At 32.4% G+C, this 18709-nt stretch carries 15 protein-coding genes, 14 tRNA genes, 2 pseudogenes and 1 other annotated feature; of the genes and pseudogenes, 2 read left to right on the top strand and 29 right to left on the bottom strand.

The genetic code is table 11. The annotated features are described in order from the left end of the window. Positions 1 to 63: 63 nt before the first annotated feature. Positions 64 to 783, top strand: a complete 720-nt coding sequence (locus ACWCL1_RS03660; RefSeq protein WP_454545563.1) for a pseudouridine synthase — start codon at positions 64 to 66, stop codon at positions 781 to 783. A gap of 22 nt (positions 784 to 805) precedes the next feature. Here the strand turns inward: ACWCL1_RS03660 and ACWCL1_RS03655 are convergent, their stop codons facing one another. From ACWCL1_RS03655 to ACWCL1_RS03615, 9 genes and pseudogenes are all read right to left on the bottom strand, one after another. Then, positions 806 to 1654 carry an NAD(P)H-hydrate dehydratase gene (locus ACWCL1_RS03655; RefSeq protein WP_454545562.1) on the bottom strand — a complete coding sequence of 283 codons (849 nt, stop codon included), beginning with the start codon at positions 1652 to 1654 and terminating at the stop codon, positions 806 to 808. 1403 nt (positions 1655 to 3057) lie between these two features. Next, on the bottom strand, positions 3058 to 3375 hold the full coding sequence (locus ACWCL1_RS03650) for a hypothetical protein (protein WP_454545561.1): 318 nt from the start codon (positions 3373 to 3375) through the stop codon (positions 3058 to 3060). A gap of 943 nt (positions 3376 to 4318) precedes the next feature. Beyond that, positions 4319 to 5291, bottom strand: a pseudogene (locus tag ACWCL1_RS03645) (IS30 family transposase). 171 nt (positions 5292 to 5462) lie between these two features. Next, complete coding sequence (locus ACWCL1_RS03640) at positions 5463 to 5720, bottom strand: GlsB/YeaQ/YmgE family stress response membrane protein (RefSeq protein WP_454545560.1); 258 nt, start codon at positions 5718 to 5720, stop codon at positions 5463 to 5465. Positions 5721 to 5862: 142 nt separating this feature from the next. Then, positions 5863 to 6237, bottom strand: a complete 375-nt coding sequence (locus ACWCL1_RS03635) for a hypothetical protein (protein WP_454545559.1) — start codon at positions 6235 to 6237, stop codon at positions 5863 to 5865. A gap of 146 nt (positions 6238 to 6383) precedes the next feature. Next, a complete protein-coding gene (locus ACWCL1_RS03630; RefSeq protein WP_454545558.1) occupies positions 6384 to 6806 on the bottom strand; it encodes a DUF805 domain-containing protein in 423 nt (140 codons plus the stop codon). Between the two features lie 323 nt (positions 6807 to 7129). Beyond that, positions 7130 to 7351: a hypothetical protein gene (locus ACWCL1_RS03625; protein WP_454545557.1), complete on the bottom strand. Its 222-nt coding sequence runs from the start codon at positions 7349 to 7351 to the stop codon at positions 7130 to 7132. A gap of 339 nt (positions 7352 to 7690) precedes the next feature. Further along, a complete protein-coding gene (locus tag ACWCL1_RS03620; RefSeq protein ID WP_454545556.1) occupies positions 7691 to 7834 on the bottom strand; it encodes a plasmid partition protein ParG in 144 nt (47 codons plus the stop codon). 175 nt (positions 7835 to 8009) lie between these two features. Next, a pseudogene (locus tag ACWCL1_RS03615) lies at positions 8010 to 8207 on the bottom strand (nicotinamide riboside transporter PnuC); the annotation flags it as partial. Here ACWCL1_RS03615 and ACWCL1_RS03610 point away from each other — a divergent pair. Next, entirely contained in the window at positions 8177 to 8968 is a 792-nt protein-coding gene (locus ACWCL1_RS03610; RefSeq protein ID WP_454545555.1) for a tyrosine-type recombinase/integrase, read from the top strand. The pseudogene ACWCL1_RS03615 and the gene ACWCL1_RS03610 overlap by 31 nt on opposite strands. Before the next feature lie 126 nt (positions 8969 to 9094). Here ACWCL1_RS03610 and ACWCL1_RS03605 read toward each other — a convergent pair. From ACWCL1_RS03605 to ACWCL1_RS03510, 20 genes are all read right to left on the bottom strand, one after another. Beyond that, positions 9095 to 9179, bottom strand: a tRNA-Leu gene (locus tag ACWCL1_RS03605). Positions 9180 to 9231: 52 nt separating this feature from the next. After that, complete coding sequence (locus tag ACWCL1_RS03600; RefSeq protein ID WP_454545554.1) at positions 9232 to 9519, bottom strand: hypothetical protein; 288 nt, start codon at positions 9517 to 9519, stop codon at positions 9232 to 9234. Between the two features lie 52 nt (positions 9520 to 9571). Beyond that, complete coding sequence (locus ACWCL1_RS03595) at positions 9572 to 9703, bottom strand: hypothetical protein (protein WP_454545553.1); 132 nt, start codon at positions 9701 to 9703, stop codon at positions 9572 to 9574. A 47-nt stretch (positions 9704 to 9750) separates the two neighbouring features. Next, the gene (locus tag ACWCL1_RS03590; RefSeq protein ID WP_454545552.1) at positions 9751 to 10506 is read right to left on the bottom strand and encodes an alpha/beta hydrolase; all 756 of its coding nucleotides are present in this window, start codon (positions 10504 to 10506) and stop codon (positions 9751 to 9753) included. 118 nt (positions 10507 to 10624) lie between these two features. Beyond that, positions 10625 to 13036 (bottom strand): leucine--tRNA ligase, encoded by a 2412-nt coding sequence (gene leuS, locus ACWCL1_RS03585; protein ID WP_454545551.1) that lies wholly within the window; start codon positions 13034 to 13036, stop codon positions 10625 to 10627. A 57-nt stretch (positions 13037 to 13093) separates the two neighbouring features. Further along, positions 13094 to 13298: a binding site (T-box leader), on the bottom strand. A gap of 41 nt (positions 13299 to 13339) precedes the next feature. Beyond that, positions 13340 to 15862 (bottom strand): LysM peptidoglycan-binding domain-containing protein, encoded by a 2523-nt coding sequence (locus ACWCL1_RS03580; protein WP_454545550.1) that lies wholly within the window; start codon positions 15860 to 15862, stop codon positions 13340 to 13342. Between the two features lie 249 nt (positions 15863 to 16111). Continuing rightward, positions 16112 to 17344 carry a peptidase T gene (pepT, locus tag ACWCL1_RS03575; RefSeq protein ID WP_454545549.1) on the bottom strand — a complete coding sequence of 411 codons (1233 nt, stop codon included), beginning with the start codon at positions 17342 to 17344 and terminating at the stop codon, positions 16112 to 16114. 139 nt (positions 17345 to 17483) lie between these two features. Further along, a tRNA-Asp gene (locus tag ACWCL1_RS03570) sits at positions 17484 to 17558 on the bottom strand. Positions 17559 to 17562: 4 nt separating this feature from the next. Then, positions 17563 to 17636: transfer RNA gene (locus tag ACWCL1_RS03565), tRNA-Met, on the bottom strand. Between the two features lie 25 nt (positions 17637 to 17661). Then, a tRNA-Glu gene (locus ACWCL1_RS03560) sits at positions 17662 to 17733 on the bottom strand. Between the two features lie 14 nt (positions 17734 to 17747). Further along, a tRNA-Ser gene (locus tag ACWCL1_RS03555) sits at positions 17748 to 17835 on the bottom strand. Positions 17836 to 17837: 2 nt separating this feature from the next. Next, positions 17838 to 17912, bottom strand: a tRNA-Ile gene (locus ACWCL1_RS03550). A gap of 23 nt (positions 17913 to 17935) precedes the next feature. Beyond that, positions 17936 to 18006, bottom strand: a tRNA-Gly gene (locus ACWCL1_RS03545). A gap of 13 nt (positions 18007 to 18019) precedes the next feature. Further along, positions 18020 to 18092 (bottom strand) — tRNA-Phe (locus ACWCL1_RS03540). Positions 18093 to 18097: 5 nt separating this feature from the next. Further along, positions 18098 to 18172, bottom strand: a tRNA-Asp gene (locus tag ACWCL1_RS03535). Positions 18173 to 18176: 4 nt separating this feature from the next. Continuing rightward, a tRNA-Met gene (locus ACWCL1_RS03530) sits at positions 18177 to 18250 on the bottom strand. 9 nt (positions 18251 to 18259) lie between these two features. Beyond that, a tRNA-Ser gene (locus ACWCL1_RS03525) sits at positions 18260 to 18351 on the bottom strand. 38 nt (positions 18352 to 18389) lie between these two features. Then, positions 18390 to 18463, bottom strand: a tRNA-Ile gene (locus ACWCL1_RS03520). Positions 18464 to 18482: 19 nt separating this feature from the next. Continuing rightward, positions 18483 to 18556, bottom strand: a tRNA-Met gene (locus tag ACWCL1_RS03515). A gap of 34 nt (positions 18557 to 18590) precedes the next feature. After that, a tRNA-Pro gene (locus tag ACWCL1_RS03510) sits at positions 18591 to 18664 on the bottom strand. Between the last annotated feature and the right edge of the window lie 45 nt (positions 18665 to 18709).

Genomic DNA, 18709 nt, shown 5'->3' with positions numbered 1-18709 from the left:
AATGCTTTTGTCATACCTTGTTTTTTTGTATACTTAAAGTATCAATTTTTTTGAGGAAATATTATGCGAATCGATAAATTTTTAAGTAATGTAAATTTTGGAAGTCGTTCTGAAATAAAAAAATTAATTAAACAAAAAGCAGTTAAAATTAATGATACAATCGTTAAAAATGGTAAGAAACAAATTGATCCCTCAACGGATGTTTTAAGGGTTCATGATCAAAAAATTAATCTTGAAATTACTAAATACTTAATGTTATACAAACCGCAAGGAGTCATCACTGCCACTTTTGATGAACAACAACAAACTGTTTTAGATTTAATTGCTCCAGCAGATCGCATTAAAAAATTAGCACCAGTTGGACGCTTAGATAAAGATACTACTGGCCTTTTACTTCTTACTAATGACGGTCAATTAGCCCATCAACTATTAGCTCCTAAAAAACATGTTTCTAAAACATATCAAGCAAAAATTAGTGGAATTGTAACTTCAAATACAGTTGATGCCTTTAAAGATGGCATTGTATTAAAAGATAAAACACATTGCCAACCTGCGATCCTTAAAATCATTCAGGTTGATGAAAAACTTCAACAAAGCTTTATTGAGGTTACTATTACTGAAGGAAAATATCATCAAGTTAAAAGAATGTTTGCTGCTTGCAACATGAAAGTATTGACTTTAAAACGAATTTCAATAGGAAGTTTAATACTTGATCCGCAATTAAATCCTGGAGAATATCGTTTGCTTTCTCCAACTGAAATTAATGGATTAAAAAATGGATGACAATATTTATGTCATCCATTTTTTAATCTTTAATTTGTTTACGCATAAAAGGTTGAAGATTATTAATAATGTCACTTGGTAAAACTACATATTTTTTACTTGATAATTCATCAGCTATTTTACTATGAGTATAAACAGCCGCCTGAATTGCTTCATTTGTATCTTTCGTTTTAAATTGAGCAATAAAGGCTGCTAAAATTCCTGTTAAAGTATCTCCCATTCCGCCAGTAGCCATATAAGGACCACCAATTGTAAGTTTAAACACTTCTTTATTTTTAAAGTATATTTGTGTATGATGTTTCTTCAAAATGACGGTTGCATTTAAACTTTGTTGCACTTGCTGATTTAATTGAATATTTTCTTGATCAACAATTTTAATGCGGCTTAGTCGTTGCCACTCCATTTGATGTGGAGTAAAAATTAAATTACTTTTAGGCAAAATTTCCAATAAGTCATGATTTTCAGCAATCATTGTTATTGCTGAACCATCAATAATCAAAGTTTGTTGTATTCCTACATTTGATAAAACTATCTTTAAAATTTCTTGAGCATGCAAATCAGTTCCTAAACCAGGTCCTACAACAATTACATCTGTCTTTTCAATTGATTCTACAAATGAAACTTTATCCCAATAGTTAATTGCCATTGCTTCGGGTAAAGCGACATGAATTGCTGTTAAATTCTCTTTACTAGTTGCAATTGTAACTAATCCTACTCCTGCATGAACTGCAGCACTGCCAGACATAAGCGCAGCACCACCCATATTGGCATTGCCTCCAACAACTAATACTTTTCCAAAAGTTCCTTTAAAGCCTGTAGCTGGCCTTTTTTGAATTACTTTTTGTAAAATCTGTTCTTCAATTAATTTCATCACACTTATATCCTCCCTACTGCTATAAAAGTACAAAAAGTCTGCAACTTTCGTCACAGACTTCTTATACAGAAAAAATTAATTGAAAAGACTATCTTCTTTTCAATTATACAAACCTTATCCCAGTTATCGGATTATTAAAAATTAGCTATAGCTAACAAGTGAAGCTTCATTTCACACAATTTATTTTAACAAATTTTTGCATAAAATACTATGTACTCTGAAAAAAATTCTGAATTAATTTTGATTATTTAATTCTTAACATTTCTTTTGAATTAAATTTTTTACTCAATTTAAAGTGAAATATCTATTTTATCTTATAATATATCTTCTTATTTTTGAAAACTATATTGTATTTAACCACAGTTACATATCGATTAATTCTAACTTCTTCATCTTTACTTTAAATTAAATATTCACTAACGCTCCTCATTTTTTCCATTGAAAAATAACCAAAAAAGGTCTTCTAGTAAAAATGCTTCTTTATGTTATTAAAATACAATTTTATTCCAATAACCATACTTCTATACTAATATTTAGAACATAAAAATTGGAACCTATCGTATACAATTTAAAAGTCTTTGATTGTCTTTAGTATCTTAATTGCTATGATCAAAACATCAAAAACTTTTTATTATTTAGTTATTTTTCTGATATGCTTTTCGATAATCTTCAAGGTAATCAATAATTTCATGCAGTTCTCCATTTAAAGATTTGTTAACTCGTGTCAAAAGCTTTAATGGAACAAACTTAAATCGATTAAATTTATCTGATAATTCCTTCTTATAGCCTAATTCAAAATCACTTAATTTATATCACTTCCTTTTTATAAATTTGCTTTTATATACTGCAAATTATTTATAAAAAACATAACTTTTGTCAATACAAGTGATAATTTTAAAAGTTATAATTCTCAACAAAATTAAAGGTTAATTCCTTTTACCACCTAATATAATTTTGTGTGCACTTTCTAAAACATAATTGAAACATTCAATAAAAAAATCCTAGACTATAAAAATCTAGGACTAAAGACTAAAAGTTAAAATACAAAAGTATACAACTCATAATTTAAATTTTTATGTGTTTACTAACATTAAAATCCACTCTTTTTATTTACTAATACTAACGTAAAAGCCTAATAAAAAAGAATTCTTTATTATTAAGTCCTAAATTATACCACTGGCAGGCGTAATAATACACTTAAATATAGCTATTTAAAAGGAATCTGTGCACATTTTTTTATTTTTAAAACAAAAAAGTAGGACACATACACCGTCAATTAAAGCCCTACATATTGTAGAGCTTTAAGTAAAAGGTATAATTTAAATTTAGGGACCTATAATAGAGCTACCCTAGTTGCCATTCACAATCAATTCCTTAAAGAAAAATTTAAATTATTTTAATTATATAAGATGTATATTATCATCATCGTTTTGTTTTTGCCTTTGAAATGCATCGCATAATCTGTGCCAAAAATTAATAATTGGATTAGTTTGTACTAATTCAATATCATTAACATCATCGACTAAATTATTATCTTCAATGTAATCAATCGCTTCTTGTTCTGTACTAAACTTTTTTAGTTTTGTATTGTCATTACGATAGTCATTGTCCCCTTCAATTTCACGTAATGATTTCCAACAAGCGTGTGCATCAGAACAGTTAAAATGACTCCATTCTGCACAATATGTATCATTGTCATTATTTAAAATTAAAAACATTTTCATCACCCTATCGTTTGAAAAGGAAATAAAAATTAATATTTACTTAAACTTTATCAAAATCGTCATTTTTTGTAAACCCTTTAAAACAAAAAAGTAGAACACACCAAAGGTACATCCTACTTCTTCAATCATTAATTTGAAATTTAATAATATAACACTCACCTAATGTAAATCAAGTTTACTTCGTTGTTAATTAATTTTTCACAGTAAAAAAGAGCCTTAAAGGCTCTAACACTTGTCTAAACAAGCTCTAGGGAATTTATCAACTCCCAATTTAATATATTGGAAACGTGTATTCCAAGTAATCTCGCAACAAATTCGTATTCTATCAAAAAAGAGACGCTTTACAACGTCTTCTCTAAACGAAATAACTAAAATAATAATTAGGTTCTGCTTAAATCCTATCAAAAATGTCATAAAATGTAAATCTTATATATCATGTGGTTGAGTAATATAAATCATAAAAAGCCCTATAGTATTACTTAAATAAAAATACTATAAGGCTTCCAGCAAAAATACAATTTAAGGGATATATAATAAATACTCGAATTGTCATTCACAATCAATTCTCAAAGAAATAAGCTTTTCTCAACTAAGATTAAAATATATCATTTGTTATCTATAATCAATGAAAACACTTTCGAAATTTAATAAATAATAAAACTCTCACCTTTATAGCGAGAGTCAAAAATTAAGTAAGTAAATAATGATTAGAAATTAGTATACGTGAAGTATAAAGTAATTGTCCTTAGCAGTCAATAAATAATTCCACATACTTATACTTATCTACTACAAAGTATATAAGCTTATTAAAAAAAGAAGTAATTTATAAAAAATTATTTAGATTTTAGTTATATTGAGAATTGTCAATTCAAATGCAACACTTTAATGTTTTATAGTTTATTGACTTATCAACGAATTTAAATAGTTCGTTGATTTTTTATATAATTAATTGCTGTAGCTCGTCCCCAAATAATTCTGCCGGTGTTTGATAATTTAGTTTTTTTCTTGGACGTTGATTTAATTGATCTTCACATTTTTGAATCTCTATTTCAGTTATATTTCTTAATGACTGGTGTTTAGGAAAATATTCTCGAATCAATCCATTTGTATTTTCATTTGTTCCTCTTTCTTGAGATGCATAAGGCCAATATATTTGAACCCCTAAATCATATTTGATTTTATCAAGTTGAAGAAACTCTTTTCCATGATCTGGAGTAATTGATAATAAATGTTCCTTCGGAATTACAGTAACTAGTTTTAGTAAGGTATTATTATCACTCTGACTATCTTTATACTTAATTTTACGGATAATTGCATACCCTATCCGTCGTTCAACTAAAATCATCAAACATTCTTCACCAGTTTTACCAATTACAGTATCAAGTTCCCAGTCACCAATTCGCTTTCATTGATTGATAAAATTTGGTCGTTGTGAAATTGATAGATAATCTACTTCTGTTTCGTGCATTTGTTGGGGCGTCGTTGATGGTGTTTATGACGTAATTTTCGTTAAATACCAGTATCACCATGTGAAGTAAAAGGCTGATTTAAGTTATGCTTGTAGATATGGCGATAAATCGTATTGGAACTGATTCTAAAATAAAATTCGCGCCAAAGGCGACCACAAATTTGTTCTAGAGACCAATAAAATTTAATAATTTGATTGACAATAAATTTGCATAATTTTGGACGAATATCCAAAATACGCTGTTTATGACATGATTTCCGTTTATTTTCATAGTTTTCCTGTGCTCTATGAGGAAGATATTCGCCTTCAATACGACGAAATTCACGTAAAATTGAACTTGGACTCCGTCCTAATTTGGGGCAATATTTCTAATTGATAATTCTTTGTTATGCAGTAAATATATCTTTTCGCGTTCATCTATAATAAAATGGTAATAGCTCATGATAGGTACCTCGATGTTTCTTTTTGGTTTCTATAAATCATTTGTACTCATTATGGGGTTATTTTTTATAAAAGTGTTGCACTTAGATTGTAAATTCGTCATTAACAAAAAAGATAGCAACTACGCTATCTTTATACCCCATTGACTTATTTACAAGCTACTAACCTAACACTAAAAGTCTTTCCTAAGTAAGTTAAGTACCATTACTGATACCAATACTAACACTGTAGCACCAATTACAGAAGGAAATATTGCCATTCCTACTACTTTCCATCCCCAAGGACCCAATAGCGCTTCTCCAAGATAGGATCCTAATAGTCCGGCAATAATATTGAAAAACCAGTTCATTGAACCACCTCGTCTGGTGATCCATCCAGCAATTGCGCCGATGAGTGCGCCAACGATTATAGCCCAAATCCAATGTAACATAGTTAAATCCTCCTTTATGGGGTAACCTAATTATATCAGCATCTTTTAGATATATGCAATTAAAAGCCATATGTATCTTATTAAGAATTTAAATTATAAAAATAAAAAAGATAGTAGTACAAACTACCATCTTTATAAATCATTATTTAAGAATTGATTTTACTAATTCTTTAATATCATGAATTGTCTTCTTTTGTGCTAAATATGATTTCACTTTTGAATCGTCATCATTTAGATTATCTAAATCTTTATCAAGGTTATCAATTCTTTTATTAATTTCATCAATTACATCAACTGTACCATTTACTGCCTTTTCAGTAGCTTTATCAGCCACTTTATCTACACGTTTTTCTTCATGAGCAATACGACGAATTTCATGCAATGCTTCTTCTTGTTTGACAAAATGTTTTACCTTACCATCTGTATCGTCCATCTTTGCCAAATCTTCATCTAATTTATTAATACGTGAATCAATCTTCTCTAATAATTTGATTTCTTTTTCTCCATAATTTGACATAGTACTACACTCCTATAAATAAAATTTGCATATCAATGCATAGTCAATATACCATAATGCTATTTTTATGTAAATAAATATACATTCTACTTACCTCACTTTCGACAATAAAAAAGATAGCATCATGATCATGCTATCTCTACTCGTTATTTATCTCGTGTTAATTTACCTAATTTGCCAACCAATGTATCAGTCGGTAACAAAGTTAAAATTAACATCATTACACTTGCTAGTGATGAAATTGCTTGCATGAAGTGCGATACTCCTGATAAACAAACTAAAAATACAAAGCCATAAACACACCATGCACCTTGGAATGTCAAACCAACATCTTGAAGACGTCGAATTGATAATGCTATTGAGGGTACTAAAAACGCTAAACCAAATAGTATTAGTAACGTTAAATCAATCCAGATCCAACTTGACCAAGCTAATGCAATCAACAATGAAATTGCCCAACAAATTATAATTAAGAATGACCATAATGCCATCCACCAATATTGCCCTAGTGTACTTTGTCCCCTAAATTTAGCATAACGTTTAAAAAAATCTTTTAATGCGTCTATCATACAATTAATCCTTTCATTAAACTATGTTTTATTCTAACATAGTTTTGTTAAATTACGAATAATTTTCTGAATTATATTTTTTCTTTTTTATTTGAAACTGCATGTAATATTATAAATAACATCAATTCAATTCTTATTCATACACATGTAAATCAGGACAACTCTTTTGTAATTCCAAACAATAAGCTAATTCACTATATGCCTTATCTCGCAGTTTAAAGTACGTTGAGTGTGAGCATGCTCTATTTGCCAATCTTGAAGCACTTGAACATATTTTTAATAATCGATGTTTGTGAACAATTATTAAACGCTTGAACCACACCTTAAATCAGTACTTTAACAGTGATGTATTTTATCATCTTATCTTCGTTGTGGTTACTTCCGTCATGATTAACTGGCATATCTGATATAACAGGCAATTTTAAACTTGCTAGGCTCTCATTTACTAATCTTAAAATTTTAGGTAATTGTTTATCTAAGAAACATTTTACGTTTTTAGCAGTCTTTTTATAATTAATGTTATCAATCTCTAATAGCAAATCCATTTAATCACCTCAACCATAGATTTTCTTTTCCCATAAAGTTTTTTAACATTGCTTCTCAACGTTTTGCCTTTGTGTTTATTTGCAATAACTAATAGCAGTTGTCTAAATATAGCTCTTTCTTTCCATATTTCAAACAGAGATTTTTTATAATACAAAAGACCTCTTAACTTCTCCCAAAATCCGCTCAAAACAACACTTTCTTTGCCATTATCATTTATTGGATAACACAATCATATCAAATAAAGCCTTACACATCAACGTTTGTAAGGCTTTATTAAGCTATTTTGTTATATGCAATTTTATAATAAAAAGCGATAACATTATTTAATTAAAATAATGTTATTTCTTAAGTCCTTCTTTTAAATCTTTAGCTATTAAATGCTTAACATATTCTGAAATTTCCACTCCTGTTTTAGTGGCTCGCTTTTTTAATTGGTCATGAATTTCCTTATCTAGAGAAATATTAATTTGCTTTTTATCCATTTTGAAAATCTCCTTTCACTCTAACCGTATCATCTTTGTCATTTAGTTTCATTTTATAAACTTCAAATATACATGTTTAGTGATTTTAAACTTACTAGGACTTCATTGGTAATCTTAAAATCTAGAGAAACCCCACAAATAAATATTCGTAGGGCTTCGTTAAAGTTATATATAATTATTTAATTTCTTTCAGTCCCATTTTGCGTCGTCCCATGTTAAACCACGGAGAAACTGTGAAGGCTATAATATCATTCACAAAATAAACTGAACTAGATACTAGCATAGCAATCGTTGCTCCGCCTTGTGCAAAGGTAACTGCCCAAAGAACCATTTGGAAGATGGATGAGAATACCCACCAAAAATATTGATCGTTCAATGTATCAAAAGTTCATCAATGAATATGGGAAAACACATGCTAGATCCACAGTTTTTAAAGTAAATGCAATTATTCGATCATGTGTCCAAAGTGCCATTTACGACGAAATAATTTATAAAGACTTTACACAAAATATTTCTTTAACTTTTAATAAATCTAAAGACATTCAGGTTGATTATCTAAACCTAAATGAAATAAAAAAATTAACACAACACATAATTTTAACTCGAAATAAAAACTCTACCTCTAAATACATGATTTTAACAGCATTATTAACAGGGGCTCGTCTTGGAGAAATCCAAGCGTTAACTTGGAAAGATATTGATAACTGTTTAATCACAATAAATAAATCGTGGAATGCAACTACTAAAACATTTAAACAAACTAAGCCTGACTGTTCTAACCGAATTGTAAAAGCTCCTATCCAATTAATTGATATTTTATCTGAATTAAATCATGGTCAAAAAATGATTTTTGAAAATCAATATCAAACTGTGCCTACTTCAAATGCAGTTAATAAAACACTACGGGAATGCTTATCACAGTTAAACATTAAACGTAAGAATTTCCACTTTCACAGTTTACGTAATAGCCACGTTGCTTTTCTTCTCTCGCAAGGTGTGGATTTATATATAATCAGTCAGCGTTTAGGTCATTCAGATATGACCACCACTGCTAAAATTTACGCATATTTAATTGATGAATATAAACAAAAGTCAGACGATAAAATTGTTTCTCAATTGCAATCACTTTTATAAACAAACTGTGCACAAAGTGTGCACAAAAAAATTAATAACATATTAAAACATATGATTCATAAAAAATAAAAACGCCTATTTTTAGGCGTTTTTTGCGTTTATAATAAAACATATTATTCATTATTATGCCACTGGCAGGGATCGAACCTGTACTCGGGAAACCCGAACAGCGACCTGAACGCTGCGCGTCTGCCAGTTCCGCCACAGTGGCAGTTCCTAATCCATGAAATTAATTGTACACTAAATGTTTCACTAAAAACAAGTTATTTTTTATTTTTCAAGAAACTAACTGCTGTTCCGTAACCATGTAATACAATGTACTTAGGTCCTACTGATACCCGCACAACTTGGGGTTCAAAATGAACATTAATTACTCCATCAGCATTTTTAGTAACTGCCTTATCAATTAATTTCATCTTTACTTGATCATATAAATCATCAAAATCATCTACCCGATCAAGTTCATCTGCTTGTAATTCTGCTTTAACAGTAGCATTTACAATTCCATGAATTGCATATCCTTGATTTAATCCACCTGTAGATAAAAACATCACTATCACCTCAAAATAATCATACTTAAAATTAAATTAACTATCAATAATGTTATTGTTTTTTATTATCTTTATTCTTTTTATTTTTTCTGCTGGCTAAACATAAAGCTACGATTGAAACAGTTAGCGTTGCAATTGAAAGTACAAGTGCAATAATTGATAGAATAAATGAACTAATCACCACTTTAATCACACCTAATCAATAAATTTTATTTTAAATATATCATAAACTTACTCACTTATAAAATTTTTTACGATTGTTAAAACTTCTTGCCGGTATTTACCATCTAGGAGATGATTTCCGCCTTGAATCCAATGCAGTTGACTATTTTCATAGCAACGGTGATATTTACATGCTGCATTGGGATTAACAACTTGATCGGCAGTTCCATGAATAATACAAACTGGTCCGGTATATTCTGAAGAAACTTCGTAAATAGGCAACATTTGTGCTGTTCTAATGTAAAATCCGCCTAAAATATATCCAGGACGAATTTCTTGCCGGTCAGGAATATGTAAAGGATCATATACTAAATTTAAAGTATGTCCTGCCAAAGCATCATCTTTTAATGTCGCAGCTGCAGACATTAAAACTAGTTTATCAATATAATCATGAAAATACCCTGCTAGCATGCTAGCAACTACGCCACCTTGTGAATGTCCCATTAAATAAATTTTTCTGACTTGTTTTAAACTCCGAACGTATTCTAAAATTGCTCTTCCGTCACTGATTTCATTTGGAACCGTCATATTGCAAAAGTCTCCATCACTTTGTCCATGGCCATTAAAATCAAACCTTACTGATGCAATTCCAGCTTGTTTAAGCATCTGCGCTAAACGATAATGCAGATTTCCAGGATTATTGCGTCCACAATTTCCTGTAAAACCATGCATTAAAATTGCCATATTATAACTGTCTTTATTATCGGGAGTTTCAAGCACCCCTCTTAACGTTAATCCATCACGTTGCACTTCAACTTCAGTCATAAAATACATCCCCTTGCCTTTTATTATCACCCTATAATGGAAGTGACCTAAATTGCAAGTAAAAGATAATAATACAAAAAAACAGACTATAGCAAAGCTATAGTCTGTTAAAGATTAATTAGTTAGCAACAATATTAACTAATTTGCCTGGAACAATAATTACTTTCCGAATTGTTTTGTCCGCAACTTCATCCTTGATCTTTGCATCATTTAATGCAATTTCTTGGATTTCATCTTTAGTTGCATCCTTATCGATTACTAAATGTTGACGAATTTTTCCATTAACTTGAACTACAATTTCAGTAGTTGCTTCAACTAACTTACTTTCATCATAAGTTGGCCACTTAGCATAAGTAATTGTGCCTACATGACCTAATTTAGTCCATAATTCTTCTGCAATATGTGGAATTACCGGTGCAATCATCTTAACAAATCCTTCCATGTATTCTAATGGAAGTGCTTCTGCTTTGTAACATTCATTTACAAAGACCATCAATTGTGAAATTGCAGTGTTAAAGTGCAAATCTTCATAGTCTTCAGTAACCTTTTTGACTGTTTGATTATAAATTTTATCTAAGCTACCATCGTTTACAGTAGTAATTCGATCACGTAACTTATCATCTTCATCAATCATTAAGTTCCAAATACGGTTAATGAATTTATGTGCACCATTTAATCCATCTTCAGTCCATGGTTTAGAAGCTTCTAAAGGTCCCATAAACATTTCGTAAATCCGCAATGTATCTGCACCATATTGTTCTACGATATCATCTGGATTAATAACATTTCCTTTTGATTTAGACATCTTTTCATGGTTTTCACCTAAAATCATTCCTTGGTTAACTAATCGTTGGAATGGCTCTTTAGTTGGAACTACACCTAAATCATATAAGAATTTATGCCAGAAACGTGCATATAATAAGTGCAATACAGCGTGTTCAGCTCCACCAATATATAAGTCTACTGGCATCCATTCTTTAAGCTTATCGTAATCAGCAAGTGCTTCACTGTTATGTGGATCAATATAACGTAAGAAGTACCATGAACTTCCTGCCCATTGAGGCATTGTATTGGTCTCACGTTTACCTTTACGTCCATTTTCATCAACAACATTTACCCAGTCATCAAGGTTGGCTAATGGACTTTCTCCTGTTCCAGATGGACGAATATCATTTGTTTTTGGTAAGCGTAATGGTAATTCATCTTCTGGGACTAATGTAGTTTCACCATCTTCCCAGTGAATTACTGGAATTGGTTCACCCCAGTATCTTTGCCGTGAGAAAAGCCAATCCCGCAAACGATAATTAACTTTTTTATAGCCGACATGATGTTCTTCAAGCCAGCTAATCATTTCATCGATTGCATCTTGCTTGTTCATTCCATTTAAGAAGTCGGAATTAATATGGACACCTTCACCTGTATAGGCTTCTTTTTCAATATTGCCACCTTCAATTACCGACTTGATTGGTAAATCAAATTTTTGTGCAAATTCATAATCGCGTTCGTCATGTGCTGGAACGACCATGATTGCTCCAGTTCCATATGAAGCTAAAACATAGTCAGCAATCCAAATTTGCACTTTTTCACCATTAACTGGGTTAATAGCATAGCTTCCTGTAAATACCCCAGTTTTATTTTTAGCCAAATCTGTTCGCTCTAAATCTGACTTATGAGAAACTTCTTCTAAATAATCTTCAACTGCTTGTTTTTGATTTGCTGTAGTTAATTGCTTAACTAAATCATGTTCAGGAGCTAAGACTAACACTGAAACACCAAAAATTGTGTCTGGACGAGTTGTAAACACTTCAATTTTTGCATCTTGATTTTCAACTTTAAAATCTACTGCTGCTCCTACAGAACGCCCAATCCAGTTTCTTTGTTGTTCTTTAATTGCTTCAGGCCAATCTAAGTCATCTAAATCATCAATCAACCGATCAGCATACGCAGTGATTTTTAACATCCATTGTTTCATTGGCTTACGTACAACTGGAAAACCACCACGTTCAGTTTTACCATCGACAATTTCTTCATTAGCAACTACTGTTCCTAAATCAGGTGACCAATTAACGGGAACTTCAGCTTCATATGCTAACCCTTTTTTGTATAACTGTTCAAAAATCCATTGCGTCCACTTGTAGTATGAAGGATCACTCGTATTAATTTCCCGATCCCAATCATATGAAAGACCTAAAGATTTAATTTGTCTTCTAAAGTTATTGATATTTTTTTGAGTAAATTCCCGTGGAGAGTTTCCTGTTTTTAGCGCATATTGTTCTGCTGGTAAACCAAACGCATCCCATCCCATTGGATGTAAAACATTATATCCTTGCATCCGTTTCATTCGAGAAACAATATCTGTTGCAGTATAGCCTTCTGGATGTCCTACGTGTAATCCTTGTCCTGATGGATATGGAAACATATCCATTGCATAGTATTTCTTTTTATCAGGATCTTCAGTTGTCTTGAAGGTTTTGTGTTCTTCCCAATAATGTTGCCACTTTTTTTCGATTTTCTTATGATCGTATGACATTTTTAGCGCTCCTTATAATTTGGTTTTAACGTAAAAAATCCTATCCAAGTTAAACTTGAATAGGACGAATTTTCGCGGTACCACCTATTTTCCGATAAACTATCGGCACTTCTTTCAGAGATAACGGCTCTTTCCGCCTTAACTTACTATTTTCAGTTAAGGACTCAAAGGTGAGTTCGAAAAGTAATACTTAAACATTTTCACCACCATGTTCTCTCTGAGTAGTACTAGCTAATCTACTAATCCTTATCTACGTTAAATATTAATGTTGATTTTAACATAATTTAAATTAGCTTTCAATTATTATTTTAACTTCAACTGTTGACCAGTATAAATTAAGTCTGAAGTTAATCCATTAATAGATTTCAATTGATTTACAGTCAAACCATTATCAGAAGCAATCTTCCATAATGAATCTCCTGACTTAACTGTATATGTTTTGGCCGAACTGCTTGTAGATTGACTACTATTTGAAGATGTCTTTCCAACACTTAATTTTTGACCCACATAAATTGAATCTGATGACAAGTTATTTTGACTCTTCAATTGTGATACGGTCATACTATGTTCGTTAGCAATTGACCATAAAGTGTCACCAGCTTTAACCGTATAAGTTCCACTCGTAGAACTTATTGAGTTTGAATTGCTTGAGCCACTTTGAGAACTTGAACTTGATGAACCTTTAATTGTTAACTTTTGACCAACATAAATTGTATCTGAACTTAAATTATTATTTTGTTTAATTGTATTTACTGATACTGAATGTTCGTTAGCAATTGACCATAAAGTATCACCAGCTTTAACCGTATAAGTTCCATTCGTAGAACTCGTTGAGTTTGAATTACTTGAACCACCTTGAGAACCTGAGCTTGATGAACCTTTAATTGTTAACACTTGACCAACATAAATTGTATCTGAACTTAAATTATTATTTTGTTTAATCGTATTTACTGACACAGAATGTTCATTAGCAATCCCCCATAAAGTATCACCAGCTTTAACTGTATAAGTTACAGTAGCATTTGATGAGGAATTTGAGCTTGAGCTTGAGTTTGAACTTGAGCTACTTCCCTTTTTAATTAATAATTTTTGTCTCACATAAATTGTATTAGATGATAAATTATTAATTTTTTTCAAGTTATCTACACTTGTATCATGACTCGTAGCAATCTTCCACAATGAATCGCCGGCTTTAACTGTATAGTATTGATCAGTTGTGCTACTTGATGATGAGTTAGAAGATTGATTGTTATTACTTGATGAACTATTTGTTAATTTCAATACTTGACCAACGTAAATTGTATCTGAACTTAAATTATTAATATTCTTTAAGTTACTTACACTTGTTCCATGATCATTAGCAATTCCCCATAAAGTATCGCCGGCTTTAACTGTATAAGTTGTTGCTGTGCTACTTGAATTTGAGGATGAACCACTGTTAGATGTTGTTTGTTCCTTCAATTTTAATACTTGACCAACGTAAATCACATTTGAAGATAAGTTATTAATTCGCTTCAAATTATTCACAGTCGTACCATAGGTTTGTGAAATTCCCCAAAGAGAATCACCAGCTTTAACTGTATAAGTATCTGGAATATTATTACCATTTCCATTTGATGAAGAACTGGAATTATTATTACTATTTGATGCATTTGAATTTTGATTATTTTGATTATTACTTGAAGAACCAGATCCAGTATATACATCATAACGAGTTAAGTCATATTCACTAATTAACCGTTTTAAAGTATTAGCATAGTTTGGATCAGTCGCATATGTACCATAAACTCCATAACGTAAGTTTTCTGCGGCAATTTGCGGAGTTGCTGCATTTGCTCGATTTGAGTTAGGGAAATTTGAATTAATTAACTTAGCATAACTTGTAAGTGATTCATAGTAACTGTCATATTTTTGAAATTTAGCATAAACTGTGTGCCAAGTTCCGTTATAATATTCTTGAGTAGGCATTAAAACATAATCACCAGTTCCATTCCACTTAACACCAAATAAATTATGTCCTTGGGTACTTAAAGCACTGCTTCCCCAACCACTTTCAAGTGCTGCTTGCGCAATCATTAATGAGGCATAAACACCATTTTCTTGAGCAACTTGTTGTGCAACTGGTCCAATTGTATTTAAGAAGTTTTGCACATTGCCAGGATAAGCTAATGTTGATACTTCACTGCGTGTAGTTTTTTCTTGAAGTTGATTTTCTGCTTCTAATTGAACTTGAGAATCTTCTTTTTCTTGCTTACTTGAGATTGAAGATGATTCAACCGTTGTTGATGATTCATCTTTAAGTGAACTACTACTTTCGCTTGAAGCAATCGAACTTGAACTGCTAGTTGAAGAACTACTTGAACTAGCCACTGAAGAACTTGAACTTTCTTCACTTTTAATGCTACTTGACTTGGATTCTTCTTGGCTTGCCTTTACAGAACTAGAACTACCTGAGTTTTTTGAACTTGAATTTTCACTTGAACTTACAGAACTTGAACTGTATACGATTTCTCTAGTTACTTGTGAGCCAGCAGCACTTGATGCAACTTCTTTACTTGAAGAAGTTGATGAGCTTGAGCTACTTGAAGAACTACTTGAACTTGAAGATGATCTGCTACTTGAAGAACTGTTTGAACTTGCAGAACTATTTTCATGATTCAATTGAACTGTATCAGCTTCTGCGCTTTCTTTATGATCTAATAAAAATCCAGCTGTTCCTACCATTAAGGATGTTCCAAGAGCAGTTGTTACTTTCTTGGCGTTTTTCATTTTTTGCATGCGCCGTAATTGACGCTTCTTTGCAATTCTTTCACTTCTTTTATGCATATTTCTTACCTCTATTTTTATTCCTATATTCTATATAGCCTTAAATGCCCTCAAAAGTCAAAGTATTTTTGTTAAATTGAGTAAATTTATCTTTTTTTAGTTTTTCTTAACAATTCCTTTCATTAAAACCACCAAAATATTAACTAAAAATAAAAAAGATTGCGACCTTTGTCGCAACCTCTGTAAGGAATACTTTAGTATTTTAGGTCTTCATTATACAATAAAAAAACACTATATACAAAAGGAATATTATTTCGCAGTTAATTTTATAATTTCAAGAATTACGTCAACTGCTTTTTCCATGGTTTGCTCTGAAATAAATTCAAAGCGTCCATGCATATTTTCGGGTCCTGCAAATAAGTTAGGCGTAGGTAAACCCATAAAGGAAATCGTTGATCCATCAGTTCCCCCACGAACTGGAGTTTCATCAACTTTAATTCCTAACTTAGTCATCGCTTCACGTGCTAAATTAACTACATTCATATGATTTTTCAAAACTTCTGCCATGTTATAATACTGATCATGCATTTCAGCTACTAATCGTTTATCATGAAGTTTTGCATTCATCTCATCAACAATCTTATTAATAAGTGCCTTTCTTTTTTCAAGACCTTCACGTTCAAAATCTCTAATAATATAATGTAAAGTTGCATGATCAACAGTTCCATTAAATTCTAACAAGTGGAAAAAGCCCTGCTTACCACTTGTTTTTTCAGGAACTTCATCTTGAGGTAATGCATTTTGAAATTGAACTCCTAATTCATTAGCATTAACCATTACTCCTTTAGCAGTGCCTGGATGTACATCTTTCCCTTGAATATGCAAATACAATTCAGCTGCATTGAATGTTTCCCATTCTAATTGTCCTAGTGGTCCTCCATCAACAGTATAAGCAAAATCAGCATTAAATTTCTTTACATTAAAGTGTTCTGCTCCAGTACCAATTTCTTCATCTGGACTAAATGCAACTTTAATCGTTCCGTGTTTAATTTCAGGATGATTTACGAGGTATTGCATTGCTGTCATAATTTCAGCTACTCCCGATTTATCATCTGCTCCTAGTAAAGTACTCCCATCGGTAGTAATGAGTGTTTGTCCTTGATAATTTTTCATATTTGGAAAGACTTGAGGATCTAACACAAATTTCCCCTCTTTATCTAACTTAATAGTAGAATGACCATCATAATCTTTATGAATTTGAGGATTAACTCCTTCAGCGTTAAAATCGGCTGTATCAACGTGTGACATAAATCCAACTGTTGGAACTTTTGTAGTCATATTACTTGGCAATGTAGCCATCACATATCCACTTTGATCATCATATTGAGCATCTTTTAAGCCAATTTCATGCAATTCTTCAACTAACTGTTTTAAAAATTTAACTTCCTTTGGATCAGAAGGAACTGTCTTTGAATTTGGATTAGAGCGCGTATTAATTTTTACATAACTTAAAAAACGTGGAATTAAATTTTCATACTTCATATTATCATTCTCCTTTTAGTTGCTTTACAATATGTATTATAGTTCGAATGACAATTAATCGTTATTATCTCATCACTATGCAAAAAATTTATGCACAAAAAAAAAGCTGTGATTGAATCACAGCTAAATAAGTCACAAACGGTCCGTACGGGACTCGAACCCGTGATCTCCTGCGTGACAGGCAGGCGTCCTAAACCAACTAGACCAACGGACCATTATTGCGGGAGCAGGATTTGAACCTACGACCTTCGGGTTATGAGCCCGACGAGCTACCAGACTGCTCCATCCCGCGATAAGGAATATGTATAAGAAAGAAATGACCCGTACGGGATTTGAACCCATGTTACCGCCGTGAAAGGGCGGTGTCTTAACCACTTGACCAACGGGTCAGATTTCCTTTTTACGGAGAAGGAGGGATTTGAACCCTCGCGCCGTGTTACCGACCTACACCCTTAGCAGGGGCGCCTCTTCAGCCACTTGAGTACTTCTCCAATGGACCTGAATGGACTCGAACCATCGACCTCACGCTTATCAGGCGTGCGCTCTAAACCAGCTGAGCTACAGGTCCATAAAGTAATTATTTACTTATTAAGCGGGTAACGAGAATCGAACTCGCGACAACAGCTTGGAAGGCTGTGGTTTTACCACTAAACTATACCCGCATAGGTTATAAAATGGCGCGGGACAGAATCGAACTGCCGACACAAGGAGCTTCAATCCTTTGCTCTACCGACTGAGCTACCGAGCCATAAACGGTCCGTACGGGACTCGAACCCGTGATCTCCTGCGTGACAGGCAGGCGTCCTAAACCAACTAGACCAACGGACCATTATTGCGGGAGCAGGATTTGAACCTACGACCTTCGGGTTATGAGCCCGACGAGCTACCAGACTGCTCCATCCCGCGATAAGGATAAGGAGGATGAGAGATTCGAACTCTCGCGCCGAGTTGCCCCGACCTGACGGTTTTCAAGACCGTTCCCTTCAGCCAGACTTGGGTAATCCTCCATAATAAGTTGTCATACGTAATCCATTGTAGATTACAATGGACCTTGTAGGACTCGAACCTACGACCGGACGGTTATGAGCCGTCTGCTCTAACCAACTGAGCTAAAGGTCCAAGTTCTCGTATGATCCAATCGCGGCAGGGGGGATCGAACCCTCGACCTCTCGGGTATGAACCGAACGCTCTAGCCAGCTGAGCTACACCGCGATATTAATTGAATAAATTGAGAAATAATCTCTTATCGGGAAAACAGGATTCGAACCTGCGACCCCTTGGTCCCAAACCAAGTGCTCTACCAAACTGAGCTATTTCCCGATAAATGCACCCAGTAGGAGTCGAACCTACAACCTTCTGATTCGT

It is taken from the genome of Ligilactobacillus sp. LYQ135, assembly GCF_053711055.1.
Note: the sequence above shows the minus strand (reverse complement) of the source record. Positions and strands in the feature narration are given on the sequence as shown.